Source organism: Pseudomonas lutea (assembly GCF_000759445.1).
GTDB classification, from domain to species: Bacteria; Pseudomonadota; Gammaproteobacteria; order Pseudomonadales; family Pseudomonadaceae; genus Aquipseudomonas; species Aquipseudomonas lutea.
Genome location: NZ_JRMB01000002.1, coordinates 1,090,473 through 1,117,264, shown reverse-complemented (window position 1 = coordinate 1,117,264; position 26,792 = coordinate 1,090,473). Strand labels below are relative to the sequence as shown.

The following is a 26,792-nucleotide window of genomic DNA, read 5'->3' as shown; positions in this document are numbered from 1 at the left end:
GCCCTTTGATTTATGTCGTCGGTCTGGCCGCAGTCACCCATGCAAACTCTGCTGCGCAATGCGGGTCTATTGCCCCATGGCGAGCAGGCGCCAAACCGTCATTTCCACGCTCTACACTGCGCCCAGCCGGTCAGGCCGGGGCTTTATGACTTTTCTATAGGGGACTTTGATGTCCGTACGACGCACACGCAAAGACGATGGCAGCCAATGGACCGTGGCGGACAGCCGCAGTGTCTACGGGATCCGTCATTGGGGGGCCGGTTATTTCGCAATCAATGAAGCCGGCCGCGTTGAGGTTCGTCCCAATGGGCCGAACAGCTCACCCATCGATCTTTACGAGCAGGTCGATCAGTTGCGCAAGAGCGGCTTGTCCCTGCCATTGCTGGTGCGCTTCCCTGACATTCTGCAGGACCGCGTTCGTCAGTTGACCGGTGCGTTCGACGAGAACATCGCCCGTCTGGAATACCAGAGCAAATACACCGCGCTGTACCCGATCAAGGTTAACCAGCAGGAGGCGGTGGTTGAGAACATCATCGCCACGCAAAACGTTTCCATTGGTCTGGAGGCCGGCTCCAAGCCTGAGCTGATGGCCGTGCTGGCCCTGGCGCCCAAGGGTGGCACGATCGTCTGCAACGGCTATAAGGATCGCGAGTTCATTCGCTTGGCCCTCATGGGTCAAAAGCTGGGTCACAACGTATTCATCGTCATCGAGAAAGAATCCGAAGTCGAACTGGTCATTGAAGAAGCCGCCGAGCTGAAGGTTGCCCCGCAGGTGGGTCTGCGCGTGCGTCTGTCTTCGCTGGCCTCAAGCAAGTGGGCCGATACAGGTGGCGAGAAGTCCAAATTCGGGCTGTCCGCTGCACAGTTGCTGTCGGTCGTCGACCGTTTCACCAAGGCTGGGCTCGATCAGGGCATACGTCTGCTGCACTTTCACATGGGCTCGCAGATCGCCAACCTGGCCGACTATCAGCACGGCTTCAAGGAAGCGATCCGTTATTACGGCGAATTGCGCAACCTCGGCTTGCCGGTCGATCACATTGACGTCGGCGGCGGTCTGGGTGTCGATTACGACGGCACGCACTCGCGCAACGCCAGTTCGATCAACTACGACATGGACGACTACGCCGGTGTAGTGGTCGGGATGCTCAAGGAGTTCTGTGATGCGCAGGGCTTGCCGCATCCGCATATCTTCTCGGAGAGTGGCCGCTCGCTGACCGCGCACCACGCCATGCTGGTGATTCAGGTCACTGACGTCGAGCGTCACAACGACGAAGTGCCGGAAATCACCGACAAGGAAAGCCTGCCCGAAACGCTGCAATGGCTGATCGACCTGTTGGGTCCGACTGACATTGAAATGGTCACCGAGACCTACTGGCGCGCCACCCACTACATGAGCGACATCGCTTCCCAGTACTCGGACGGCAAGATCACCCTGGCGCAGAAGGCCTTGGGCGAGCAGTGTTACTTCGCGGTGTGCCGCCGATTGCACAACTCGTTGAAGGCGCGTCAGCGTTCTCATCGTCAGGTGCTCGACGAGCTCAATGACAAGCTCGCTGACAAGTACATCTGCAACTTCTCGGTGTTCCAGAGCCTGCCGGATACCTGGGCGATTGATCAGGTGCTGCCGATCATTCCGCTGCATCGTCTGGACGAAGAGCCACTGCGTCGCGCCGTGCTGCAAGACCTGACCTGCGACTCCGACGGCAAGATCAATCAGTACGTCGACGAGCAGAGCATCGAAACCAGCCTGCCGGTTCACTCGTTGAACGAGGGCGAGGATTACCTGCTGGGCGTGTTCCTGGTCGGTGCCTATCAGGAGATTCTGGGTGACATGCATAACCTGTTCGGTGACACCGACTCGGTGAATATCTATCAGAACCAGGATGGCAGCGCGTATTCCGCCGGGATCGAAACCCACGACACCATCGAAGACATGCTGCGTTACGTGCATTTGTCGCCCGAAGAGCTGATGACCCACTACCGGGACAAAGTTGCCAGCGCCAAGATCACCCCGCGCGAACGTACCCAGTTCCTGGATGCGCTGCGTCTGGGCCTGACGCGGTCGTCCTACCTGTCGTCGTGATGATGTAGCACCTCTCAAAAACGGGCCCTGGTGGCCCGTTTTCGTTTGTCTGCACAGTAAGGTGTCATTCATTGTTTCAGGAGCATGAACCATGACCAAACTGGCGCTCAAATCAGTGTTCACCGCCGGGCTGATGGTTTTGTTGATGGCCTGCTCGCCGCTGAAGGTGCTTAACGCATTTACCCCAGGCACCACGTTCAGCAGAGTGTCCGATCTGGCGTACGGCCCTGACCCGCGCAATAAACTCGATGTCTACACGCCCAAAGACGCCGCTGCGGATGCGCCCGTTGTCGTGTTCTTTTACGGCGGCAGCTGGATCAGCGGATCGCGGGGTGACTACGCCTTTGTCGGTGAAGCGCTCGCGTCACGGGGCATCGTTGCTGTGCTTGCCGATTACCGGCTGTACCCACAAGTGCATTACCAGGAGCTGCTGCAGGACAGCGCCCAGGCGGTTGTCTGGACACGCGGGCACATTCGTCAGTTTGGCGGTGACCCGGGGAAATTGTATGTGATGGGCCACAGTGCCGGGGCGTATAACGCGGCGATGCTGGCCCTCGATCCGCGATGGCTGGCGACGGCGGGTGCGACGCCTTCCATCATCAAGGGCTGGATCGGTCTGGCCGGGCCCTATGATTTTCTGCCTATCGAAGACGCGGAGGTGAAGCCAGTGTTCTACTTCCCGAATTCGCCACCTGACTCCCAGCCGATCAACCATGTCAGCGCAACGTCACCGCCTGCGCTGCTGATCGCTTCGGTGGACGATACGGAAGTGAACCCGCAACGCAACACGGGGGGCATGGCCATTGGTTTGCGCGCTCAGGGCGTGTCAGTGCGCGAGGTGTATTTCTCACGCACCACCCATCGCACGCTGGTGGGAGCATTTGCCCGGCCGTTACGCAGCCTTGCGCCGGTGCTGGAAGAAGTCGTAGCGTTTATTCACGCCCAGGATCAGGCTCAGGTATCAAGCGTCTCGGTCAGCCATTGAACCATCCGCCGCTGCGATTCAAGCCTCTGGCCAGATACCCCAACGTCAGCGCCCTTGATGCCATGAACAGCAGAAACACCAGCCACAACCCGTGATTGCCGAAGCCGCTCGCCAGCCAGGCGAACGGTGCGGTGATCAGTGCCGTGACGATCATCGCGTTGCGCATCTCGCGAGCGCGGGTGGCGCCGATGAACAGACCGTCGAGCAGATAACTCCAGACCGCCACACAGGGCAGCACGGCGAGGTAAGGCAGATAAACGAAGGCGATGTCACGCACTGCGGTGATGTCGGTCTGCATCTCGATGAACAGGCGCCCGCCGAGCAGAAACAGCCCCACAAACGCGACGCTGCAAATCAGCGACCAGCCTGCGGAGACGTTGAGCGAGCGCCGCAATGCCTCGCGATCCCGTGCGCCAATCGCGTGTCCACAGAGGGCTTCAACGGCGTGCGCCAAGCCGTCCAGCGCGTGGGCCATGAGCAGCAGACCGTTGAGCAGCAGTGCGTTGGCGGCCACCGTGGCATCGCCCAAGCGAGCGCCTTGAACGGTGATCAAAAAGAACACCGATTGCAGGATCAGGCTGCGAATGAAGATATCTCGGTTGACTGTGAGCAGCGGTCGCCAGCTCTGCCAGCGTTTAAGCGCAGACAATGCCAGCTGTCCCGGGTACCTGCGCAAGCCTCGGTGGGTAAGGGCGAGCCCGAGCAGTGCGCCAGTCCATTCGGCGATAACCGATGCCCGCGCGCTGCCGACCACGCCCCAGTCCAGGCCGATAACGAACCACAGGTTCAGGGCAATGTTGACCAGGTTGGTGGTCAGCAGAATCGCCAACGGCGCCCTTGCGTTTTGCAGCCCAAGGAACCAGCCCACCAGCGCGTAACTCGCCAATGCCGCTGGCAACCCGAACAGCCGCGTGTGGAAGAAGTCCCGGGTCAGGTCGTTGAGATCAGCGGAGGGTTGCATCATCTCCAGCGCCAGGTGCTGGAATGGCAGACCGATCAGACCCAGCAGCACGGAGAATCCCAGCGCCAGCGACAAACCCTGCAACAGCACCTGCCGCAGCGCCGCGCCATCGTTGCGCCCGGCAGCCTGGGCGGCGAAGCCGGTGGTGCCCATGCGCAGGAAGCCCATGGCCCAGGCGAGAAAACTGTAAAGCGTGCCACCCACGGCCACGGCGCCCAATTGGTGAGCGTGGGGCAAGTGACCGATGACCGTGCTGTCGACCAGCGAAACCAGCGGCACGGAGATATTCGACAGGATCATGGGTGCGGCCAGCGCCCACACCTGCCGATGCGTCGCGCGCTGGCGCCAGTCGTTGAAGAAGTTGGACATGAAGGCTCCCGGGCAAGCGCGCGAGTGTAGCGAGAACAAACACACAAACCCACGGTCTATGTGCGCGCCGCGCTTTACGATTGCCAAAGCGGTGCTATAACTTCTGCTCCCTCATCGCTGCCGTCCAAATGAGTGCCTCATGCTAAACAAAGGATTGTTCCTGGCCTGCGCGCTGGTACTGCTCAGTGCCTGCGATTCCTCTACTTCCGATAAACCCGCGCCTGTCCCCGCGTCGCCGGCTGCTACAGCTGCGCAACCGGGCCCCGATGCCAAGCCCAAGCCTGCGGTGGACATTCCTGCGCTAAGCAAGCGTTACGCCGGGCGTGAGTTGACGGTGGTGGACGTCTCGGAAGTTCAGCTTGATGGCGCCAGCACGCTGTCGTTGAGTTTTTCGGTGCCACTGAACCCAGACCAGAAGTTCGCTGAAAAGCTGCACCTGGTCGACAGCAAGGATGGCAAGGTGGATGGCGCCTGGGAGCTTTCCGACAATCTCATGGAGCTGCGGCTTCGTCACCTCGAGCCCAAGCGCAAGCTGGTGCTGACCATTGATCCGGGGCTGTTGGCAGTGAACAACAATGCCCTCGCAGCCGAATATTCCGCGCGGCTGGAAACGGCTGACCTGCAGGCAACCGTGGGCTTCGCCAGTCGCGGCAGCCTGCTGCCGACACGTTTGGCCGAGGGCCTTCCAGTCATCGCGCTGAATGTCGACAAGGTTGACGTCGAATTCTTCCGCATCAAGCCCGAGTCGCTGCCTGCGTTTCTCGGCTCGTGGGAGGGCTCGTCCAGTCTCGAGAGTTACCAGTCCAAAGAGCTGCTGCCCCTGGCCGATCTGGTCTACAGCGGCCGTTTCGACCTGAACCCTGCGCGCAACACACGCGAAACCGTTCTGCTGCCGATCTCGGGCCTCAAACCGCTGCAACAGCCGGGCGTTTACCTGGCGGTGATGCGCGCGTCGGGGACTTACAACTACACGCAGCCTGCGACGCTGTTCACCCTCAGCGACATCGGCCTGTCAGCTCACCGCTATGCCAACCGACTGGACGTATTCACCCAGGCGCTCGAAGGCGGCAAAGCCCTGAGCGGCGTCGACGTCGAGCTGTATGACGAGAAGGGCCGCGTGATCGGGCAGGGCAAGACTGACAACGCCGGCCACGCCGAACTGCCACTGCCGGCCAAGGCTGAGGTGCTGTTGGCGCATCAGGGCGAGCAAACCAGCATGCTGCGCCTGAACAGTGCCGCGCTGGATCTGGCCGAATTCGACATCACTGGCCCCAAGGCGCACCCGCTGCAATTCTTCATCTTCGGCCCACGCGATCTCTATCGCCCGGGCGAAGTGGTGCTGCTCAACGGCTTGCTGCGTGACAGCGACGGCAAGAGCGTCAAGCCCCAGCCGATCACCGTTGAAGTGCGTCGCCCTGACGAGCAGATCAGTCGCAAATTCGTGTGGGACGCTGACGCCAGCGGGCTGTACCAATATCAATTGCAGCTGTCGGAGGAAGCGCCGACGGGTCGCTGGCAACTGGTCTTCGACTTGGGCGACGGCAAGCCGCAGCTGTATGAATTCCAGGTTGAAGACTTCCTGCCGGAGCGTATGGCGCTGGAGCTCAAGGGCAGCGACACGCCGCTGGCCCCCGATGCGCCGTTCGATGTGGCGATTACCGGGCGATACCTCTACGGCGCGCCGGCGTCGGGCAATCGCCTGAGCGGTCAGCTGTATGTGCGCCCGCTGCGAGAAGCCGTGCCTGGCCTGCCGGGTTATCAGTTTGGCTCGGTGACCGAAGAAGATCTCAAGCAGGATCTGGAAATCGAAGACAGCACCCTGGATGCCAACGGCAAGCTCGACCTGAGCATGGACAGCCAGTGGGCCAAGGCCCGTTCACCGCTGGAACTGGTGCTGCAGGCCAGTCTGCAGGAGTCGGGTGGACGTCCGATCACGCGGCGTCTGACCCAGCCGGTCTGGCCTGCCGACGCCATGCCGGGCCTGCGCGGATTGTTCGACGGCGAAGCCACTGACGGTGACGGCCCGGTTGAGTTCGAAGTGCTGATGGCCGACGCCCAGGGCAACAAGCTGGCCGCCGACAACCTCAAGGTGCGGCTGGTCCGTGAGCGCCGCGATTACTACTGGAACTACTCCGACAGCGATGGCTGGAGTTACCACTTCAACGAGAAGTTTCTCAATCTGTCCGAAGAAACCCTCAGCGTGAAGAAGGGCTCGACGGCGAAAATCAGCTTTCCAGTGGAGTGGGGCCCGTACCGCGTTGAAGTCGAGGACCCAACCACGGGCCTGATCAGCAGCATGCGCTTCTGGGCCGGTTATCGCTGGCAGGATAACGCCGAAGGCGGTGCCGTGCGTCCCGATCAGGTCAAGCTGGCGCTGGACAAGCCGGCCTATGCCGATGGCGATACCGCTAAGGTAACGGTGACGCCGCCGTCGGCGGGCAAGGGTTATCTATTGGTTGAGTCGAGCGAGGGGCCGCTGTGGTGGCAAGAGATCGATGTGCCCGCTGAAGGCAAAACCTACGACATCCCGATGGACAAAAAGTGGGCTCGGCACGACTTGTATGTCAGCGCGCTGGTGATTCGTCCGGGTGAGCGCAAGGCCAATGTCACGCCCAAGCGCGCCGTGGGCGTGTTGCACCTGCCGCTTGATCGCTCGCAGCGCAAGCTCGCGCTGACCGTGACAGCCCCGGAGAAGATGCGGCCCAAGCAGCCGCTCAAGCTTAAGGTCAACGCGAAGAACGCCGACGGCACGATTCCGAAGAACGTGCATGTGCTGGTCGCGGCAGTGGACGTGGGCATCCTGAATATCACCGAATACGCAACGCCGGACCCGTTCGCCGCGTTGTTCGGGCGCAAGGAGTACGGCGCCGATCAGCTGGATATCTATGGCCAACTGATCGAGGCCGGGCGTAACCGTCTCGCCAGCCTGGCATTCGGTGGCGACGCAGCGCTGACCAAAGGCGGCAAACGCCCGGAAACCAGCGTCACCATCGTCGCACTGCAAAGCGCGCCCGTGACCCTGAACGAGCAGGGCGATGCGGAAGTCAGCGTCGACATCCCGGATTTCAACGGTGAGCTGCGCATCATGGCCCAGGCCTGGACCGATGAGCGCTACGGCATGGCCGAGGCCAAAACCGTGGTCGCGGCACCGTTGATTGCCGAGCTGTCAGCCCCGCGTTTTCTTGCTGGCGGTGATCAGACCAAATTGGCGCTGGACCTGTCGAACCTGTCCGGCAAAGCGCAAAAACTCAGCGTGCAGGTGGTTGCCGATGGGCAGTTGAGTCTGGCCGAAGGCGACGGCGCCAAGGCTGTCAGCCTGAATCAGGGTCAGCGCACGACGCTGCAGATTCCGGTCAAGGCGCTGGGCGGTTTCGGCCAGGGCGTCATTCGGGTCACGGTCAACGGCCTGGATCTGCCGGGCGAAAACCTGCCGGGCGAAAACCTGCCGGCGTTCAGCCGCGAATGGACCATCGGCGTGCGCCCTGTATACCCGGCGATGCTCAAGCAATACCGCGCGGTGCTTAAGGATCAGGCCTGGAACCTGCCGGAAGGCGCGCTTGATGCGTTCGAGCCGGCAGGACGCGAGGCGCTGCTGTCGGTGTCGAGCCGTCCGCCGCTGAATCTCGGCGAGCAGATCCGCGCGCTGAAAGCCTACCCATATGGCTGTCTCGAACAGACCACCAGCGGCCTTTACCCGTCACTGTATGCCGACGCGGCGACGCTGAAACGTCTGGGGCTGGAGGGCGAATCCGACGCCGAGCGCAAGCGCAAGATTGAACTGGGCATCGAGCGGCTGATTGGCATGCAGCGCTATAACGGCAGCTTCGGCTTGTGGGCGGCGGACGGAGAGGAAGAGTACTGGCTGACCGCTTATGTCACTGACTTCCTGCTGCGCGCTCGCGACCAGGGCTTTGCCGTGCCACCGGACGCGCTGAAAAAGGCCAACGAGCGGCTGCTGCGTTACTTGCAGGAGCGTAATCAGATCGAGGTCAATTACAGCGAAAACGCGGATCACACTCGCTTCGCTGTGCAGGCTTACGCCGGTCTGGTGTTGTCGCGTAGCCAGCAAGCGCCACTGGGTGCGCTGCGCAGTTTGTTCGACCGTCGTAGCGACGCGCGTTCGGGCCTGCCATTGGTGCAGCTGTCCATCGCGCTGGAGAAGATGGGCGACAAACCGCGTGCCGATCAGGCCTTGCTTGCAGGGCTGGCGGTGGGCCGCAAGGCCAACGACTGGCTCGCTGATTACGGCAGCCCGTTGCGTGATCAGGCGCTGATTCTGTCGCTGCTGGAAGAAAACAAACTGGCGCCGGACAAGGTCGAGGAGCGGCTGTTTGCGCTGTCCGATCAGGTCGCGGCGAATCGCTACCTGTCGACGCAGGAGCGCAACTCGCTGTTCCTCGCCGGCCGCGACCTGCTCGGCAAGCCCGAAGCCAAATGGGCGGCGACATTGACCAGCGGCAGCAATAATCGCGAGCTGAGCAACGACCAGCCAGGCGTCAAGCTGGACAGCTCAGTGCTGGCCACGCCATTGACCGTTCAGAACACCGGCGGCGAAACGCTGTATCAGCAGATGACCATTTCCGGTTATCCATCGCAACCGCCCGCGGCCGGGGGCGAGAACCTGTCGATTCGTCGTGATTATCTCGGCATGGACGGCGAAGCGTTGAACCTGAACGCCTTGAAAAGCGGCGCGTTGGTTCTGGTGCATCTGGAGATCAAGGCCAAGGAGCGCGTGCCGGATGCATTAGTGGTGGATTTGCTGCCGGCGGGTCTGGAGATCGAGAACCAGAACCTGGCGCAGAGTGCGGCGAGCCTGGAGGACGCCAGCGAGTCCGTGAAGCAGTGGCGCGACTCGATGGAAAACGCCGGGCTCAAGCATCAGGAATTCCGCGGGGATCGTTATGTGGCTGCGGTGGACCTGGAAGGCTTCAACACCGTGCACCTGCTGTACCTGGCGCGGGCTGTGACGCCGGGCGTGTACCGCGTACCGCCGCCGCAGGTGGAGTCGATGTATCGGCCGAACTGGCAGGCACTGGGCGACGCGCCGGCGCAGTTGGTGGTGAAGGGCAAGAAGTAGAAGAAAAGTGATCGCTCTTGGGCCTGATTGCTCCCACGCTCTGCGTGGTAGCACTGGCTTGACGCTCTGCGTCAGTTGACGCCGAGCGTCTGAGGCGGCATTCCCACGCGGAGCGTGGGAACGATCAAAAAACTCGCGGACAGCGCTGTTCCCTGTAGGAGCGCGCTTGCCCGCGATTGCGGTGGGTCTGAAATGAAAATGTTCACTGAAGAAGTGCCATCGTCCGGATGCGGCCCAGACCAAGCGCGCTCCTACGGTGGATGGCGTCAGCCTTGCACGGCAATCAATGAATAATCCAGCTCAACAGCCACAACCCCAGAAACAGCCAGATGATCCCCATGATGATCGAGGCCCGCATAAAGGCGCGGATGGCCGAATACAGCAGCATCAGCCCGACGATCAGGGCGATGATGCTGACGATCGAGGTGTCCATCCCCAACGTGCGCGACAGACCGTCAACGAAATTGCCCCCCGCGTGAGTGAACATGTTGAACAACCAGCTTAAACCGTCGACGACGAAGCGGATCACGGCGCCAATCACTTGGCCGAGCCATTCGAAAACGCTTTCTACCTGCATATCTGCTTCCTGATGAGGGGCGTGGACCAAAAACGGTGTTGCTCGCTTTGGCTGTCGATTGTCTGGGCGAGTTCCCTGCCGGGTAAAGGCTTTCTGTGAAGATCGCTGGATTATTGCGGCGACAGACCGCGTCAGGGTTGTGGGAGCGAGCTTGCTCGCGAATGCAGCGACGCTGGGCGCGCACTGCCGCTTGGCTCATTGGCAGCCTGCTCATCATGTGCCTGCTGCTCTGGCTCGCCGACCGAATCTGGCCGCTGCCCTTGCCCAAGGATGATCTGGCCCGCGTGGTGCTCGCTGAAGACGGCACGCCTTTATGGCGGTTCGCCGATGCCAACGGCGTCTGGCGCTACCCGGTCACGGTCGAGCAAGTCTCGCCGTATTACCTTGAAGCGCTGCTGACCTACGAAGACCGCTGGTTTTACCAGCATCCGGGTGTGAACCCCATGGCGCTGGTGCGCGCCGCCTGGCAAAACCTCAGCGGTGGCCATGTGGTATCCGGCGGCAGCACGCTGTCGATGCAGGTCGCCCGGCTGCTCGACCCGCATTCGCGCACGCTGGCGGGCAAGCTGCGACAGCTGTGGCGCACTGCTCAGCTGGAATGGCATCTGTCCAAACAGGACATTCTGATCCTGTATCTGAACCGCGCGCCGTTTGGTGGCACGTTGCAGGGCGTTGCGGCCGCCAGTTGGGCGTATCTGGGTAAGTCTCCGCAACAGTTGACCCGTGCCGACGCAGCGCTGTTGGCGGTGCTGCCGCAGGCGCCGAGTCGTCTGCGCCCTGATCGCCATGCGCAACGCGCCCAGGCCGCTCGGGACAAAGTGCTGCGGCGCCTGGCCGAGTTCGGAGTTTGGCCGCAAGAGGCGGTCGATGAGGCGCTGGAAGAACCGCTCCTGCTCGCGCCTCGTCAGGAACCAAGCCTGGCGCCCTTGCTGGCCCGACGCCTGAATCGCCCCAACAGCCCGCCGTTGATCCGTACCACGCTGGACGCCGGTCTGCAGCGTCGTCTCGAAGACCTGCTGCTGGGCTGGCGCGCCCGTTTGCCCGAGCGCACGTCGGCCGCGATTCTGGTGGTGGAGGCGCAGAACATGGCCGTGCGCGCGTACGTCGGTTCGGTGGACATCGGCGACGCGAAACGCTTCGGTCATGTGGACATGGTCAGCGCTTTACGTTCGCCCGGCTCGACGCTCAAGCCCTTTCTCTACGGCAAGGCCATCGACGCCGGGCTGATACATTCCGAGTCCTTGCTGCAAGACGTGCCCCGGCGCTATGGAGACTACCGTCCCGGCAATTTCTCCTCAGGCTTCAATGGTGCGGTAGCGGCGAGTTCGGCGCTGTCGATGTCGCTCAATCTGCCGGCGGTGCAATTGCTGGAGGCCTACGGCCCGAAACGCTTCGCGGCGGAACTGCGCAACGGCGGGGTGCCGCTGACCTTGCCACCCCTGGCCGAACCCAACCTGGCGTTGATCCTCGGTGGCGCGGGCAGTCGGCTGGAAGATCTGGTGGGTGGTTACAGCGCATTCGCGCGGGGCGGGCGCAGCGCCGATATCCGTTTGCAACCCGACGACCGACTGCGTGACCGGCCGATGATGTCGCCGGGCGCCGCGTGGATCATTCGGCGGATTCTCAGTGGTCTGTCACGGCCTGATCTCGACCCCCACGCAGAACTCGTTCAGCGGCCGCAACTGGCCTGGAAAACCGGCACCAGCTACGGCTTTCGTGATGCGTGGTCGATTGGCGTAGGGCCGAGGTTTCTGATCGGCGTGTGGATCGGCCGGCCTGACGGAACGCCCGTTCCCGGACAGTTTGGTCTGGCATCGGCAGCGCCGCTGATGCTGCAGGTGCATGACTTGCTGGTGAACCGCGATGCCCAGCGCAACATCTTGCCGCCCGTGCAGCCGGTCCCGCTCAACGTTGGCGTGGCGGCAATCTGCTGGCCGCTTGGGCAGCCGATGAGCAAGAGTGACCCGAATTGCCGACGCCAGCGCTTCGCCTGGACGCTCGACGGTACAACCCCGCCAACCCTGCAAGCCACCGATCAGCCGCTGGGGCTCGGCCTGACGGAAAAGATCTGGGTCAACGACAAGGGCTTGCGCGTCGCGGCGAGTTGTCCACAGGCTCACGCAAAAGACATCGCACTCTGGCCAGCGCCGCTTGAGCCCTGGCTGCCAAGAATCGAACGGCGCGAGGCGCGTTTGCCGGAGATCGACCCGTCATGCCCGCCGTCAGGTTTGAACCTGGCGCCGCCATTGTCAGTGGTCGGGGTAAGGGAGGGTGATCAACTGCGGTTGCCGGCCGGCAGCCAGCAGTTGTTGCGGCTCAAGCTGTCGACGTTGGGCGGGAGCGGGCGGCGCTGGTGGTTCATCGACGGCCTGCCGGTGGGCGACACCACCAGTCAGGACAGCTATATCCACACCTTTACGCGCCTGGGCCGCTATCAGCTGAGCGTGCTGGATGAAAGCGGGCAGACCGCCCGGGTGGGGTTCAGTGTGGTGGAGTGAAGCGCCGTGGCAGCTGTAATCCATTTGCCAGACGAAATACGGCCTGCGGATGACCCGATCGCCGGCGCGGACGCGGCCCAAATGACCGGATCTACCGTAGGAGCCGGCTTGCTGGCGAACGCTGTTGTTCAAGCACCACGATGGTGAATGACACATCGGGTTCGCCAGCAAGCCGGCTCCTACGGATTTGCAGCGCCCACCGGGTTTGCGGCATGTTCATATTTCGCGGTGTTCATTGCGTCGTGGGCATGTTCAGTTTTCGCGGTGTTCATTGGGCCGGCGGCATATGCAGGTTCATGGTATCCATTCAGTTCGCCGGCATATTCGGATTCGCTGTGTTGGCCATGCGACGACCCTCAATGCGGCGGATATTGCTGCAGGATGTTCTGCACGGTCTGGCGCAAGGCCTGCTGGCGCGCAGCAGGATTGGCATTACTGTCGCTGACCATCTGTTCGGTGCTCCCGCGCCACACGAGTTTGCCGTCTTTGCCGTCAAGCATGTCGATCTGCAGCGTCGAGACTTTGTAATCGACGTTGCGCGTTTCGGTGCCGATCGGCCCGCCCCAGTAGCCGCCCCACGGATTGCCCCAATAACCGCCACCGCCGTAGTTAGTGGTCACCGTTTGCTGGCGGTTTTCAACGATCAGCCATGCCTGCAATTGCAGGTCCGCTTTCGCACCGGGCGCGGCCATGCGCAGGCCACGCTGCTCGAGTTGCTCGCCAACTGCCTGGCGGATGCGCTGCTCGGTGAGGTCACTATTGATACGCGGGTCGTTGGGCTGATATTGCAGGCCGGGCTCCTTCCATGCCCAGGATCGGTAAGCGCCGAAGTCGCGCTGGGCGTCGAAGTCCCGGTTGACCCGATCGGTCTGGCAGGCACCGAGTAGCAAGGCGACACATAGGACAGTGATGTGGCGATACATGGGGGTTCTCCGGAGTGTAATCAAAGGCCGTGCGGCGTCAGTTATGCCGGCGGGTAGGCCGACAGGGCCTGTTGCACCGCCTGGCGCAAGGCCTTGGCGCGAGCGGACTGGTCGCCGCCGCTGCCAGTTTCGGCGCTTGCGCTCCACACCGGTTGGCCACTGCGGGCATCGAACAGACTGATGTTCACCACCACCACCTGCTCTTGATAGGTGCGCACGATTGGCACGCTGGCGTACCCGCCATAACCATTGCGGTAGCCATTGCCACCGTAATAACCCACACCGGACCCGCCGTAGTATGGATCGTAATAATCCTCGCGGACTTGCCGTATCCGGGTCTCGGTGCGCGTACTGGCGGCGACGCGCAGGTCGGCCGCCTGCGGGTTGCGGGAAGGCCTCAGACCGCGCTGATCCAGGCCATTGCTGACCGCTTCGGCGACTTGGGCAGAATCGGCCCACACAGTGCCGGGCGGTAGCTGACCGTTAAGCCAGGTCCAGTTGCGATAACGGCCGTAATCGCGCGGCGCAGCAGGGTAGGCGCTCATGTCGATCGCATTCGCCGCCTGAGGCGGGGCGGGTGGGATCGCCGCCGAAACGGCGCGGTAAGGATTTGGGCTCTGACAGGCAGCGAGGCCCAAGCAGAGAGAAAGCATGGCGAGACGGCGTTTCATGAGGGTCTCCGCAGCGTGTGTTAAGCAGCGTGGGTCATACAGCCCGGCACATCCAGTGCAGATAACGTCCCAGTCCGGCGAATGCCGGGTGGCGGCGGTGCGCGAGTTCCATTTCGAGCAGGTCCGTCAGTTCGGCTTTCTTCTGGAAATCGATCGGCATGTAGTCGTGGAAAACACGAACGCCGCTCTGGGTTTCGACTCGCCACATTGCGCCAAGTTGCGCCGCCAATTCGCGTGGATCAAGTGGCTCCTGAGGCGTCAGGCTCTGTTTTTCGCCGGCCAGGGTGTTCTTGCGCATCTTGCGAAAATGGCCCTTGAGCAGGTTGCGGTAAATCAGCGCGTCGCGGTTGTAGAAGGCCAATGACAGCAAGCCGTCGGGCTTGGTCAGTTGGCGCAAAACCGGGAGGATCGTGAAGGGTTCGGCGAGCCATTCCAGCACAGCATGGCACAGCACCAAATCATACGGCTCGGCCAGTTGCTCGTTCAGGTCCTGCCACGGCGCCTGGATGAACGTGGCGCTCTGACCGGCGTCGGCAAAACGCTGACGGGCGCCTTCGAGCATGGGCGCCGCAGGCTCAGCGAGGGTGACATCATGGCCGCGCTCCGCGAGCCACAACGACATGTGACCCAGCCCCGCGCCAATGTCCAGCACGCGCAAGGGTCGCTGCGGCAGGCTCTCGGTCAGATCAGCCTGAAGCACCGCGAGGCGAATCGCCCCTTTGGCACCGCCGTAAATCTTTTCAGCGAAACGCGTCGCTAGGTGATCGAAGTGACGGTCACTCATTTGCTGAACCGCCGTTCGCCGTCCACCAGTTTTGCGCGTACGACTTCGTTCATGTCCAGACCCAACTCGCTGCACAACAACAGCAGGTAGAGCACGATGTCGCCCACTTCCTGCCCGGCGTGCGCCAACTCATCAGCAGGCAGCTGACGAGATTGCTCCTCGGTCTTCCACTGGAAGATCTCCACCAGCTCGGCCATTTCGACGCTGGCCGCCATGGCCAGGTTTTTCGGGCTGTGAAATTGCCGCCAGTCGTTGTTGTCGCGGATGCGATGCAGGCGTTGCGTGAGTTCATCAAGGTTCATGGGGGTCTCCTGAAGGTGCGTAGCTTCAGGGGGATGAGGGATTGGCGCAAGAGGTCGCGATGCTCCGGGACTCAGGTTTAATACCCGCTACGGCGGTGCGTCGATTCCCGGGTGAAGCCGGTCCTACAGTTGGCGTACTTGGTGGGACCGGCTTTAGCCGGGAAAGCGGCAGATGCCATATCGCAAAAGTGATGGCCCAAGCGCAGCCATCACTCCGAAGCCGGCCGCCAGCTCCCCACCATATGCACGATCCCTTCCTCTCCCTCAACCCTGAATTGCCCGTGCGCCCCCGCTGCGCTGGCAGACAACGTCACCCCGCTGGGCAGCCGCACCGGCTTGTGAAATCCCACCGAGACTTGAACATTTGCCGGCGGCAGATGATCTTCAAGCGCTGCCAGCACCCGGCTTTTCATCCACAGCCCGTGGGCAATCGCTTTAGGAAAACCAAACAGTTTCGCGCTGCTGTCGCTCAGGTGGATCGGGTTGTAATCGCCGCTGACCTTGGCGTACTGGCGGCCGATGTCCGCGGGTGCGGACCAGGTCGCCAGTTCCGTCATTGGCAACGGCGCGGGCTCGTCAGCCTCTTCGATCTCGCCTTCGATGTGGACGCCTCGGCAGAGCATCGTGCTCTGTTCCTCCCACAGCAGGCCCAGCGCATCTTCGACCTGTGTGATAACGCCAAACGTCGCACCCTTTGCATGAGGTTGGAGATGACCGACGCGCACGCTGACCTGCGCCTTGATCACGTTGCCAAGCGGGCGGCGAATGCTGATTCGGTTGTGCAGATGTACCAGCCCAAGCAACGGGAAGGGGAAGTCTTTGTCGGTCAGCAGCTTCATCTGCAGCGGGAAAGCCAGCACATGCGGATAGGTTGGCGGCAGCAGACTACCGGGGACGAAGCCACACACGTGGGCAAACGCCTTGACCTTGTCGGGATCCACCGACATCCAGCACCGCAGCCCTTGATCCGGCAATTGGGTGCCACTGACCTTGCGCCGCAACGCTGCTTGCATGAACAGGCCGGGCAGGGCCGGAGGCGTGTCCAGATACCGCCAATGCACACTCATCGAGTTTCTCCAGAGGACATGCTGCAATCAGGCCCGGTTCAGGTCGACCGGGCGGCTGTTCAATCGCTCGTCTTGGAAACCCGCTCAGGCCCCAAGAACGCTTTGCCCGCACACGCGCAGTACTTGGCCGCTCACGGCGCCTGAGCCCGGTTGCCCGAGCCAGGCCACTGCTTCGGCCACATCCTGCGGTTGGCCGCCCTGGCCCAGGGAGCTCATGCGCCTGCCCGCTTCACGAATGGCAAACGGCATGTGCGCCGTCATGCTGGTCTCGATGAACCCCGGCGCCACGGCGTTGATGCTGATGCCCCGAGCTTTGAGCGTCGGCGCCATGGCCCGGGCGAAGCCGATCAACCCGGCCTTGCTGGTGGTGTAGTTGGTTTGCCCGCGATTGCCGGCCAGCCCGCTGATCGACGCCAGCAGAATCACGCTGCCATTGTCGTGCAGCGCGCCGCTGTCGATCAGAGCTTGAGTGAGAATTTGCGGGGCATTGAGGTTGACGTCGAGCACTGAGTCCCACAAGTCGGCCGGCATGTTCGCCAGTGTCTTGTCCCGCGTGATGCCGGCGTTATGAACGACGATATCCAGCCCGTTCGGCAGGTGTTCCATCAATTGCATGGCTGCATCGGGAGCGCAGATATCCAGGACCAAGGACTGGTCGCCAAGGCGTGCAGCGAGGGCGTCCAGGTCCGATTTGGCTTGAGGCACATCCAGCAGCACTACTTCGGCACCGTCGCGCGCCAATGTTTCGGCGATGGCCGCGCCGATACCCCGCGCTGCGCCCGTCACCAGCGCTTTGCGCCCGGCCAAAGGGCGTGTCCAGTCCTGAACCTGCCGAGCGCAGGCACTGAGGCGGATGACCTGACCGGAGATGAATGCACTCTTGGGCGACAGGAAAAAGCGCAGCGCACCTTCGAGCTGATCCTCGGCGCCATCCTCGATCTGTAACAGTTGGACCGTGCCGCCGTTGCGCATTTCCTTGGCCAGCGAGCGGCTGAAGCCTTCAATGGCCTGTTGTGTACTGGCGGCCAACGGATCGGTTTGCGCGTCGGGGTTGCGCGCAAGAATGACGACGTGCGCGCTGTTGTCCAGATGGCGCAGGATCGGCTGAAAGAATTCGCGCAACTGCTTCAACTGGGAGGTGTGTAGCAATGCGCTGGCATCGAACACCACGGCTTTGATCTTCGTGCCTTGCTCCGCATTCCAAGGGTGGGCGCCGGTGACGTCGCCGCCCATGCTCAACAGCACGTCAGTGAGGCGCGGGGCGAAACCAGTCACACGGTCGGCCAGTGGCCCGGAGCTCAGCAGCAGCGCCCCTTCAACCGGACGCAGACGCCCCGCCTGCCAGCGTTCCAAGTGTGCGGGGGCAGGCAAGCCGACGGCGCCGACCAGCTTGCGGCCGAGGTCGGAGTTGACGAAGTCAATGTAGCGATCGGATGCCATGGAACACTCTCCTTGAGTCGGGGTTCGAAGCAATGGACCGCACGGGTGGGTAATAGGTCCTACGCTGTCAGGCAGCGCTTTTCTAACGATAGACGCATTCACGGCAGGGAGATTTCGATGATTCAGATACGACGCGTGGCCATTGTCGGCGGCAATCGCATTCCGTTCGCTCGCTCCAACGGCGCGTATGCCACGGCCAGCAATCAGGAAATGCTGACCGCTGCGCTGGAGGGTCTGATCGAACGTTTCAATCTGCATGGCCTGCGCATGGGGGAAGTGGCTGCGGGCGCGGTGCTCAAGCACTCCCGTGATTTCAACCTCACCCGCGAATGCGTGCTCGGCTCGAGGCTGTCGCCGCAAACTCCGGCTTACGATATTCAACAAGCCTGCGGCACCGGGCTTGAAGCAGCGCTGTTGGTGGCAAACAAGATCGCCCTTGGCCAGATCGAATGCGGCATCGCCGGCGGCGTCGACACCACGTCTGATGCCCCTATTGGCGTTAACGAAGACCTGCGGCAGATCCTGTTGCAGGTGAACCGCAGCAAAACCACGGCCGACAAACTCAAAGCCCTGACGCAATTGCGCCTCCATAACCTGAAACCTGAGCTTCCGCGCAACGGCGAACCGCGCACCGGCTTGTCGATGGGCCAGCACTGCGAATTGATGGCCCAGACCTGGAACATCCCCCGCGAGGCACAAGACCAATTGACGCTGGAAAGTCACCAGAAAATGGCCGCGGCGTACGCGGAAGGCTGGCAGGACGATCTGCTCACGCCGTTCTTCGGTCTGACGCGGGACAACAATCTGCGCACCGATGCGAGTCTGGAAAAGCTGGCTTCACTCAAGGCCGCTTACGAACGCAGCGCCAAAGGCACGCTGACGGCGGGCAACTCAACACCGCTTACCGACGGCGCCTCGCTGGTGCTGCTTGCCAGCGAGGAGTGGGCAAAGGAGCGCGGGCTGCCGATTCTCGCGTACTGGCGCGACGGCGAGGCGGCGGCGGTGGATTTCGTGCGCGGTAATGAAGGTCTGCTGATGGCGCCTGTCTATGCCGTCCCCCGGCTGTTGGCTCGTAACGGCCTGACGCTGCAAGACTTCGATTACTACGAAATCCATGAAGCCTTCGCCGCACAAGTGCTGTGTACGTTGAAGGCGTGGGAGGATCCGGATTACTGCAAAACACGCTTGGGGCTTGATGCGGCGTTGGGGTCGATTGACCGCAGCAAGCTGAACGTGAAAGGCAGCTCGCTGGCGGCGGGGCATCCGTTTGCTGCGACGGGTGGGCGGATCGTGGCGAATCTGGCGAAGTTGTTGAGCAAGAAAGGGGGAGGACGCGGGTTGATCTCTATCTGCGCGGCGGGCGGTCAAGGTGTGACGGCGATTCTGGAGCGATGAGCGCAAGGTCCAGGGTAGCGATTCGACAGTGTCGATGTTTTCGGACATCTCGATGTGTCACATAGGCTATCCACTGACCTGTGCGGCGATTGGATTACGTAAACTGCGGCCTCACTAAAGCAAGGCCTGCTCATGGCGAACAATCCTCACCTCCTATCGCGTCCCGCAGACACCCGGCGCGTCATTCCAGCGCTTTCCCATCTATTGCGCCCGCTTCACGCCCGGGCCGAAAGCCTGGGTGCGGGCTCGTGGACACCGACTCACCGTCATGACTGGGTGCAGTTCTCATACGCAATCAGCGGTGTATTGGGCGTTCATACCGAGCAGGGCAGTTTCTTTGCGCCGCCTCAGTGGGGCGTGTGGATTCCTCCCGGCCTTGATCACGAGATCATCACCTCGGCCCGCGCTGAGATGCGCAGCCTGTATGTGCGTCGAGACGATTGTGTCTGGGCGCCGGCGCGTTGCCGAGTGCTTGAAGTCACCCCATTGGCGCGGGAATTGATTAAAAGGTTTTGCCTCCTTCCACCGGATTACCCCCAAGGAGACAGCCCCGAGAGCCGTTTGGTGCAGGTGCTGCTGGATCAACTGGCGACGCTGGCGGAAGTCGGGTTTTCGTTACCGTTGCCCCGCCATCCTCGTCTGCTTTCCCTCTGCTACGAACTCATTGAACAGCCAAGTCAGACCACCACCCTCGGCGAGTGGGCGCAGAGGCTGAACGTCTCCGAGAAGACCCTGATGCGACTTTTTCAGCGCGAAACCGGCTTGAGTTTTCGGGGCTGGCGGCAAAGGGCGCGGTTGCTGGCTTCATTGAATGCGCTGGAGGAGGGTGCCAGCGTCACCACTGCGGCGCTGGCGTGCGGGTATGACTCGACGTCGGCGTTTATTGCGGCGTTCAAGGGGTTGTTTGGGTTTACGCCGGGGGAGTTGTTTTAACGCGCGGTGCTCGGTAATAACAATTGTCTGCTCCGCTGGGCGATCCCTGAAGTGGATCGCCCAAAGGCCGCCGGGGCGTCGGCACGCGATATAACCTAGCCGGAGACGTATGTTACGTCGATGCCGTGAATCGCATAATCGTTACCCAGATCGGTCGCAACATGGCTTTTGATGTTAAAGATCATAGTGTTCGAGTGCGCTATAAAATTGCGAGTTATTGCCACACCGCTTTGGGTCAGGGTGACAGGTCCCGAAGTTTCGCCTTGGCTTGTACCGCACGACAGAACCGGTGCTGCGTATGCAGTACCGATACGATTCGCCCACATACCAACTTCGTATAAGGCCCCCACTTTCATATTGTTTAAAGTCTTAGTCATCACGACGCCGGCGTGTGTGCTGCCGCCACCCGTCACGTTATACCAATAGCTACTTGGATAAGATCCGCCAAAACCGGCGCCATTGGGAGACACGATCGACCCGTATTGCCAGCCATTCAGTGAGTTGTTTTCAAAGCTGGTATGGTCTCGCACAAGAGTTACTTCAATGCGGAAAGTCCACGCGTTGGAGCTCAGCCCTCCCCCCGGGTTTCTTGCAGTAAATGAATGAGCGGTAGGTGCGGCGTACGCACCCCACTCAGTGCTCCACTGACCGTTGCCGTCCACAGGTACGGATCTAATAAAGGCGTTCCCGTCATACAGCTCGATCGAACCCGAAGGTGTACCCCTGCCAGAGGTTCTGCCCGAGCTTGCGTAAGTCATGCCTCCGTTCGATATACCGTAGCCATACGCGTCGACGACCGATGTGATGGTCGGTTTGACCTGTACGACTTGTTGGACCACCGAATAGACAGACTCCGGGAAACGAATGGCATCGGTTTCATTCGTGCTTCCGTCGAACGTGACCTTTATCTCTACTTTAATGGTGGCGCCTGCAGCCAGACCCTGCAGTAATGCGCGGGCGAGGGCACGGGCAATACCGTTGAGCCCGTCAGCGTCGGTAATCGGAAACCCGGCAAGTAACTGCGCAAGAGGATCTCCAGCTGGCCCATAGACCGTTAGCCACACCCGCTGCCCGACCGCCGCCAACGGCCACTTGGAAACTGTTATATGTGCGTCACCGGTGAACGTGTTCAGATCCAGTGTCGTGCCGTTTGCCTCGGTGATAACCGGTTTGGACTGGCCTAGATCTGCTTCCGACAACGTACCGATACTCAGCGTCAGCTTCCTCGACGGTAGCACTTTCCCGTCGCGGGTGACCTCGTAACTCACCTCGATACTTTTGCCCATCGCTGCCGCGATTAGATTCACGGGCACATTGAAGTCGACGCTTTTAGCGGTATTACCCGACGCCGCGCCAATTGACGTTTTATCGCCGTTCCATATAAGCGTAATGCTGTCGGTTAACAGCATATCGGTATAGGCCACCGTCGCCTTCGCGCCGTTCAGAACATTGATAGGATTCAGCACGCCGTTGCTTGCCCCTTCTACAACCGGCGCCGGTAAATCCAGCTCTTTGGCATTGATGATCTTGTAGGTTGAGTGCGGGAAGGGTGTTTTAGTCAGCCCGCCATCGAATGAGACTTCGAGCTTCAGCGTCAGGCTCGAATCGTTTTTGAGCGTTTTCAGCGCAGCAAGCCCGATAACGGTCGATTGCACACCCGTGGAAGTAATCCTGAAGCCCTGCCATTTGGTCAATTTGATCGGTGGACTTGACACTGCGTTCAGCCACAACATTTGACCCACTGCAATGCCCGTCCAGGGTAGAACAGTGACATTGGCGTTTGCAGTTAGTTTACTAACGTCAAGTAGTGGATAAGGATCACCGGCTTGCGCTTGTTTAATAACAGGCTTTGGATAAGCAGGCTCGGTGTACTTGCCGACGACGAGGGACAGCGGGCTCGACGCCACCCCTTGAGGATCATCAGGTCCTACAACGGCGTATATCACAGCAATCGTCTTGTTCGCCGCAGCAATGACCAACGCGGGCGGAACCTTCACCCACATCGGCGAAACGTCGGAGGTCTCGGCAGGTATGGTGTAATCGCCATTCCAGTAAAAGCTGACCACTGAGGTCGCAGTCGGTGCTGGATCAATAACGATGTAGGTGTTGTTCACCGCATCGTTGGTATCGGGCTCTAGTACTCCTAACGAGTTGACGGGTTTAACTTTGGGAGCGGGATAGCTTGCGCTTTGCACACCGGCTTTCCCCGAAACGGCATTCTCGAGTGCTGTTTTCAGTTGGGCCAGTTGTTCAGAGGTTACAGTGGTAGTTGTCATCTTCTTTTGCTCCTTGCAAGGTTCTGGGTTGTCATCGTGATGTTGTCCCAGAGCGTCCAGTCAGTGGTGCCGATCATGTATATCGGTCGCTCCCACAGTGAGGCAGGCGTCTCTTACCATCCCTTATATCAAGCGTCGAAGGATGGCCCATCCCTTTGCGATTCCTCGGCTGCTAATAGTAGCTTCGGCTCCGGTGTTAGGGCTTATCGTGTAATAGTTATCTCCTCCGGCAGAGGTGCTGGTCCATGCATGCCCGCTTCCATTTTCGATTCGCGGCGCACCGTTGTAAGCGGCACGGAAGAAACGCCACTCCTCCAGCGTCGGCAACCGCCCGCCGTATCTGGCGGCTAAGTTAGTGGCAGTGTCGTACGTCTGATCCCCAGTCCAGCCGTCAATATCAAGCACATTTGAAACGCTAATGACGTACTGGGCCGTTTGCCCGCTGTCATCGGTTACGGTCACCGTGCCTTGGCCATCTCTGAAGGCAATGACTTCCCCGGTAGTCGCGTTTATGTTCACGGCGTAGGGCTCGACCGAGTATTTATAGGGCGGAACGCCACCAGATGCGACCCGGGTCGCCGAGGTGCCCGGCGGAGGAGTGGTGGGAGTACCCCCGAAGCGCACCATGCGGCCGCTGAGAACTAGCACTGATGCATCTATTGTCAACGGTGGAATGACGATGACAGGGACAATTGAATAAACAGATTCCGGGAAGCGAATGGCACCTGCTTCAACAGTGCTCCCATCAAAAGTGACCTTGATCTCAACCCTGACGGTGGGCCCGGCTGACAAACTTTCAAGTTGCGCACGCGCCAGCGTTCGGTCGATGCCGTTGAGCCCGTCCGCGCCAGTAATCGCAAACCCGGTGAGTAACTGCGCAAGAGGCGCCCCGGTTGGCCCATAGACCGTCAGCCAGACGCGTTGCCCCACTGCTGCCAGCGGCCACTTGGCGACCGTGATGTGTGCATCGCCTGTGAATGTATTCAAGTCCACAACGGTTGTGCCGTTTGCTTCGACGATAACCGGTTTGGACTGGCCTAGATCTGCTTCCGACAACGTACCGATACTCAGCGTCAGCTTCCTCGACGGCAGCACTTTCCCGTCGCGGGTGACCTCGTAACTCACCTCGATACTTTTGCCCATCGCTGCCGCGATTAGATTCACGGACACATTGAAGTCGACGCTTTTAGCGGCATTACCCGACGCCGCGCCAATTGACGTTTTATCGCCGTTCCATATAAGCGTAATGCTGTCGGTTAACAGCATATCGGCATAGGCTACCGTCGCCGTCGCGCCGCTCAAGGCAGCCATAGGGTTCAACACGCCGCCGCTTGCTTCTTTTACGACAGGCGCGGGCAGGTCTAGATCTTTGGCATTGATGATTTTGTAGGTGGTGAGCGGGAATGGTTTTTTTGTAGCGCCGTCATCGAAAGAAACTTCGAGCTTCAACGTCAGGTCCGTATCGTGGTCAAGCGTTTGCAGGGCAGCAAGCCCGATAACAGTCGATTGCACACCCGTGGAAGTAATCCTGAAGCCCTGCCATTTGGTCAATTTGATCGGTGGACTTGACACTGCGTTCAGCCACAACATTTGACCCACTGCAATGCCCGTCCAGGGTTGAACAGTGACATTGGCGTTTGCAGTTAGTTTACTAACGTCAAGTAGTGGATAAGGATCACCGGCTTGCGCTTGTGTAATAACAGGCTTTGGATAAGCAGGCTCGGTGTACTTGCCGACGACGAGGGACAGCGGGCTCGACGCCACCCCTTGAGGATCATCAGGTCCTACAACGGCGTATATCACAGCAATCGTCTTGTTCGCCGCAGCAATGACCAACGCGGGCGGAACCTTCACCATCATCGGCGAAACGTCGGAGGTCTCGGCAGGTATGGTGTAATCGCCATTCCAGTAAAAGCTGACCACTGAGGTCGCAGTCGGTGCTGGATCAATAACGATGTAGGTGTTGTTCACCGCATCGTTGGTATCGGGCTCTAGTACTCCTAACGAGTTGACGGGTTTAACTTTGGGAGCGGGATAGCTTGCGCTTTGCACACCGGCTTTCCCCGAAACGGCATTCTCGAGTGCTGTTTTCAGTTGGGCCAGTTGTTCAGAGGTTACAGTGGTAGTTGTCATCTTCTTTTGCTCCTTGCAAGGTTCTGGGTTGTCATCGTGATGTTGTCCCAGAGCGTCCAGTCAGTGGCGCCGGTAATTTGTATGTAATGAATGGGTTGTGCGGCTGTAGAGCTAAAGTGCTGATTTGTGACGGCAGGCAGTACGACCGTTTCGACGGCAGCCTGGGCCGCATTCAGCAGGGTGACGGTGGTGTTTCGGCCGCTCCCAGTGCCTGCGCCATACACATCACACTCGACCTTGCTGCAATCACGTTTCAAGTCGATCAAAACGATCTGAGTGCCGGGGTTGTTTACCGGATGTTGGTAGCAGACATGAAGCAACGGCAGTTTTAATGAGATCTCACCATCAGGTGGTACGGCGTCACGCATGGGAAAGCCGATTTGCCCGTTGCCCGAGACAAAACTGATCGTAGTGTAAGCAGTGCTGAGCGTTCCGCCGGCCGAGATCATCGTGCCTGTCCGCGTGGAGAAGTCATCAGTGATGACCTTGGGCATTGACTCAATAATGCTGAGTGTTCGAGTCTGCGATTTCTCACTGCCGCCTGCGGCGCGAGCCACTTCATAAAATACGTCGACGGTTTGGCCGCGGCTCGGAACGATCAATTCGATCGGGATTGTCCAATTAATGGACTGGTTATCGGCGTAAACGGTGAACGGTTGCGAGGCGCTGCCTTCCTGAACCGGTCCCGTCCAGTAGAGGGTTACCACATCACGCTTTTTCAACGCGGCAGCCCTACCGTCCACATGCACCGATGAGCCGTCGGGGCTGGCGACTGGGTCGAATATGTCATCAGGTGCATTCGTTACTGTCGGAAGCGGAAGCAACAGGCCGGCGCCTACCTTGTACTCGGTAGCAGTCGACTGCAGCAGGGTGCCCGTCGCTATGAGCTTCACGCGATAGCTGACGCGTAACGACCCACCCGCCAGAGGGGTGAGCATGCTTTGGGGAACCTCCATATCGGTTACGGAATTTTCTTCGCCGGTCTGCACGGTGTAGACGTCCGTGTAGACGAGTGGGTTACCGGCTTCAGTCAGGCCCTCCCACGAAAGGTAGATTTCATCGTCCGGCGCCTTGCCGGTGTAGACAGGAATGCGCACCATCACTGGGTCACCGATCGCCCCTGGGTCGAGCGTGCCGCCAATAACCCCCGGAATGAAAGGCGCGGCAAGTTGCACCGGGGTGCCGATGACAGTCACCGTCGTACTTTTCGACGTTTTGGCGTTCCCTGCTTTCGGCTCTACCAAATAGTTGGCAACTGCCCCACCTCCGGCAATGGCGACGATCTCTGCATTGTCGACATTGAATTCAAGATTGCGCCCTCCGCTCGGGTAGTCAATCGGTCCCAACACCACTTTTTTTTCTGTGCCGTCCGCTGTCCTGCCAGTCCAGATCAGTGTGATCGAGTCACCGGGAGCAGGCATGCCATTGTCGTGGGGGATTTCGACCTGAACATCTTCATTGCCGAGCATGTCGAGATCGATCTCGGTCACCCATTCGCCGTCCATTTTGACGAACGGTGCGGGTGGAGCGTTCGGATCAACGATGACATTGACCGAAGCCGCTCGGGACACGAGCGAGTAATTGTTGACGATGTCCCTGATCTCATAATTCACGGTCACTGGGCTGCCGTCGCCTGCTGCAATGAGCGTATCTTTTGAGATAACAATGATCTGCTTCTGATTAACCTGCGTGGCGGTCAATGGAGGCTGTTTGAGACGAATGCCATTCCAGATGACCGTGAGTTCGTCGCCTACTGCCATGTTGTCCCATGGCGCGATGGTGACGCTCACCGGTGTATCCGGGTCAGTAATATTACCTGGGGGCGAAATGCTGGCTGCGGCCAGTCGATCATTAAGGTAAGGCGTTGCGGTGTCGGTATCAGGGCCGCCGGGCACGGACAGTTTAACGAGCACCGTTCGTTTGGTAGACGGTTCAGTTGAGCCGCTGACTTGATCATATACGGTGTAATACACTTCACCGCTGGGTTCGGTGATCGAGATAGAATAAACGCTGAACGCCATGAAGCTGTTTTGAAAATGAAATTCCTCCAATATGAAGGTCTGTACAGCTATGCCGTTCCAATAGAGCGTGACAAAGTTGCCCGGTGCATAGGCCTGGATGTTTAATTGAACCTGCATAAGTACGGGTCTGCTGGGGTCGTTTAAGTCATCCCAGCCCAAGCCAGGCCTGACAGATCCGTAATCCATCGCGGGAATAATTAATGGATTAAGCACCAATATGCCAGATGAGGTGGGCGAAACATTACTGTGCTTTAAAGTCGTCATATCACCCGTCCTTGAAGAGCGAACAGTTCTGAA

The 26,792-nt window shown here is 60.2% G+C and carries 17 protein-coding genes; 6 read left to right on the top strand and 11 right to left on the bottom strand.

The genetic code is table 11. The features are described from left to right. The first annotated feature begins 169 nt into the window (after positions 1-169). Both speA and LT42_RS17230 read left to right on the top strand, forming a co-directional pair. The gene (gene speA, locus LT42_RS17235; RefSeq protein WP_037015507.1) at positions 170-2,083 is read left to right on the top strand and encodes an arginine decarboxylase; all 1,914 of its coding nucleotides are present in this window, start codon (positions 170-172) and stop codon (positions 2,081-2,083) included. Positions 2,084-2,174: 91 nt separating this feature from the next. Next, positions 2,175-3,068, top strand: coding sequence for an alpha/beta hydrolase (locus LT42_RS17230; protein WP_037015505.1), 894 nt, complete (start codon positions 2,175-2,177; stop codon positions 3,066-3,068). Here the strand turns inward: LT42_RS17230 and LT42_RS17225 are convergent. Then, on the bottom strand, positions 3,058-4,398 hold the full coding sequence (locus tag LT42_RS17225; RefSeq protein ID WP_037015502.1) for an MATE family efflux transporter: 1,341 nt from the start codon (positions 4,396-4,398) through the stop codon (positions 3,058-3,060). The genes LT42_RS17230 and LT42_RS17225 overlap by 11 nt on opposite strands. A 139-nt stretch (positions 4,399-4,537) precedes the next feature. On the opposite strand from LT42_RS17225, the gene LT42_RS17220 reads away from it, so the two are divergent. Then, positions 4,538-9,475 (top strand): alpha-2-macroglobulin family protein, encoded by a 4,938-nt coding sequence (locus LT42_RS17220; protein WP_037015500.1) that lies wholly within the window; start codon positions 4,538-4,540, stop codon positions 9,473-9,475. Positions 9,476-9,758: 283 nt separating this feature from the next. On the opposite strand, the gene LT42_RS17215 is transcribed toward LT42_RS17220, so the two are convergent. Further along, positions 9,759-10,052 carry a hypothetical protein gene (locus LT42_RS17215; RefSeq protein ID WP_037015498.1) on the bottom strand — a complete coding sequence of 98 codons (294 nt, stop codon included), beginning with the start codon at positions 10,050-10,052 and terminating at the stop codon, positions 9,759-9,761. Positions 10,053-10,213: 161 nt separating this feature from the next. On the opposite strand from LT42_RS17215, the gene pbpC reads away from it, so the two are divergent. Further along, the gene (gene pbpC, locus LT42_RS17210) at positions 10,214-12,550 is read left to right on the top strand and encodes a peptidoglycan glycosyltransferase PbpC (protein WP_037015495.1); all 2,337 of its coding nucleotides are present in this window, start codon (positions 10,214-10,216) and stop codon (positions 12,548-12,550) included. Positions 12,551-12,906: 356 nt separating this feature from the next. Here the strand turns inward: pbpC and LT42_RS17205 are convergent, their stop codons facing one another. From LT42_RS17205 to LT42_RS17180, 6 genes are all read right to left on the bottom strand, one after another. Continuing rightward, positions 12,907-13,473: a DUF4136 domain-containing protein gene (locus LT42_RS17205; protein WP_037015492.1), complete on the bottom strand. Its 567-nt coding sequence runs from the start codon at positions 13,471-13,473 to the stop codon at positions 12,907-12,909. A 41-nt stretch (positions 13,474-13,514) separates the two neighbouring features. Beyond that, on the bottom strand, positions 13,515-14,144 hold the full coding sequence (locus tag LT42_RS17200; RefSeq protein ID WP_037015490.1) for a DUF4136 domain-containing protein: 630 nt from the start codon (positions 14,142-14,144) through the stop codon (positions 13,515-13,517). 34 nt (positions 14,145-14,178) lie between these two features. Further along, complete coding sequence (locus LT42_RS17195) at positions 14,179-14,928, bottom strand: methyltransferase (RefSeq protein WP_037015488.1); 750 nt, start codon at positions 14,926-14,928, stop codon at positions 14,179-14,181. Beyond that, positions 14,925-15,230 carry a MazG-like family protein gene (locus LT42_RS17190; RefSeq protein WP_037015486.1) on the bottom strand — a complete coding sequence of 102 codons (306 nt, stop codon included), beginning with the start codon at positions 15,228-15,230 and terminating at the stop codon, positions 14,925-14,927. The genes LT42_RS17195 and LT42_RS17190 overlap by 4 nt, the downstream gene beginning before the upstream one ends. A 209-nt stretch (positions 15,231-15,439) precedes the next feature. Beyond that, positions 15,440-16,297 carry a MaoC/PaaZ C-terminal domain-containing protein gene (locus tag LT42_RS17185; RefSeq protein WP_037015484.1) on the bottom strand — a complete coding sequence of 286 codons (858 nt, stop codon included), beginning with the start codon at positions 16,295-16,297 and terminating at the stop codon, positions 15,440-15,442. A gap of 84 nt (positions 16,298-16,381) precedes the next feature. Beyond that, on the bottom strand, positions 16,382-17,737 hold the full coding sequence (locus LT42_RS17180) for a 3-oxoacyl-ACP reductase (RefSeq protein ID WP_037015481.1): 1,356 nt from the start codon (positions 17,735-17,737) through the stop codon (positions 16,382-16,384). Between the two features lie 117 nt (positions 17,738-17,854). Here LT42_RS17180 and LT42_RS17175 point away from each other — a divergent pair, with 117 nt between their 5' ends. Together LT42_RS17175 and LT42_RS17170 are read left to right on the top strand one after the other, a co-directional pair. After that, positions 17,855-19,132 (top strand): acetyl-CoA C-acetyltransferase, encoded by a 1,278-nt coding sequence (locus LT42_RS17175; protein WP_037015478.1) that lies wholly within the window; start codon positions 17,855-17,857, stop codon positions 19,130-19,132. Positions 19,133-19,264: 132 nt separating this feature from the next. Next, positions 19,265-20,065 carry an AraC family transcriptional regulator gene (locus LT42_RS17170; RefSeq protein ID WP_037015475.1) on the top strand — a complete coding sequence of 267 codons (801 nt, stop codon included), beginning with the start codon at positions 19,265-19,267 and terminating at the stop codon, positions 20,063-20,065. A gap of 95 nt (positions 20,066-20,160) precedes the next feature. Here LT42_RS17170 and LT42_RS17165 read toward each other — a convergent pair whose 3' ends face one another. The 3 genes from LT42_RS17165 to LT42_RS17155 all read right to left on the bottom strand — a co-directional run bounded on the left by LT42_RS17165 (position 20,161) and on the right by LT42_RS17155 (position 26,759). Beyond that, positions 20,161-22,341, bottom strand: coding sequence for a hypothetical protein (locus tag LT42_RS17165; RefSeq protein ID WP_037015472.1), 2,181 nt, complete (start codon positions 22,339-22,341; stop codon positions 20,161-20,163). Between the two features lie 123 nt (positions 22,342-22,464). Continuing rightward, complete coding sequence (locus tag LT42_RS17160) at positions 22,465-24,474, bottom strand: hypothetical protein (RefSeq protein WP_037015469.1); 2,010 nt, start codon at positions 24,472-24,474, stop codon at positions 22,465-22,467. Then, on the bottom strand, positions 24,471-26,759 hold the full coding sequence (locus LT42_RS17155) for a hypothetical protein (RefSeq protein ID WP_152597689.1): 2,289 nt from the start codon (positions 26,757-26,759) through the stop codon (positions 24,471-24,473). Before LT42_RS17155 ends, LT42_RS17160 begins: the two co-directional genes overlap by 4 nt. Between the last annotated feature and the right edge of the window lie 33 nt (positions 26,760-26,792).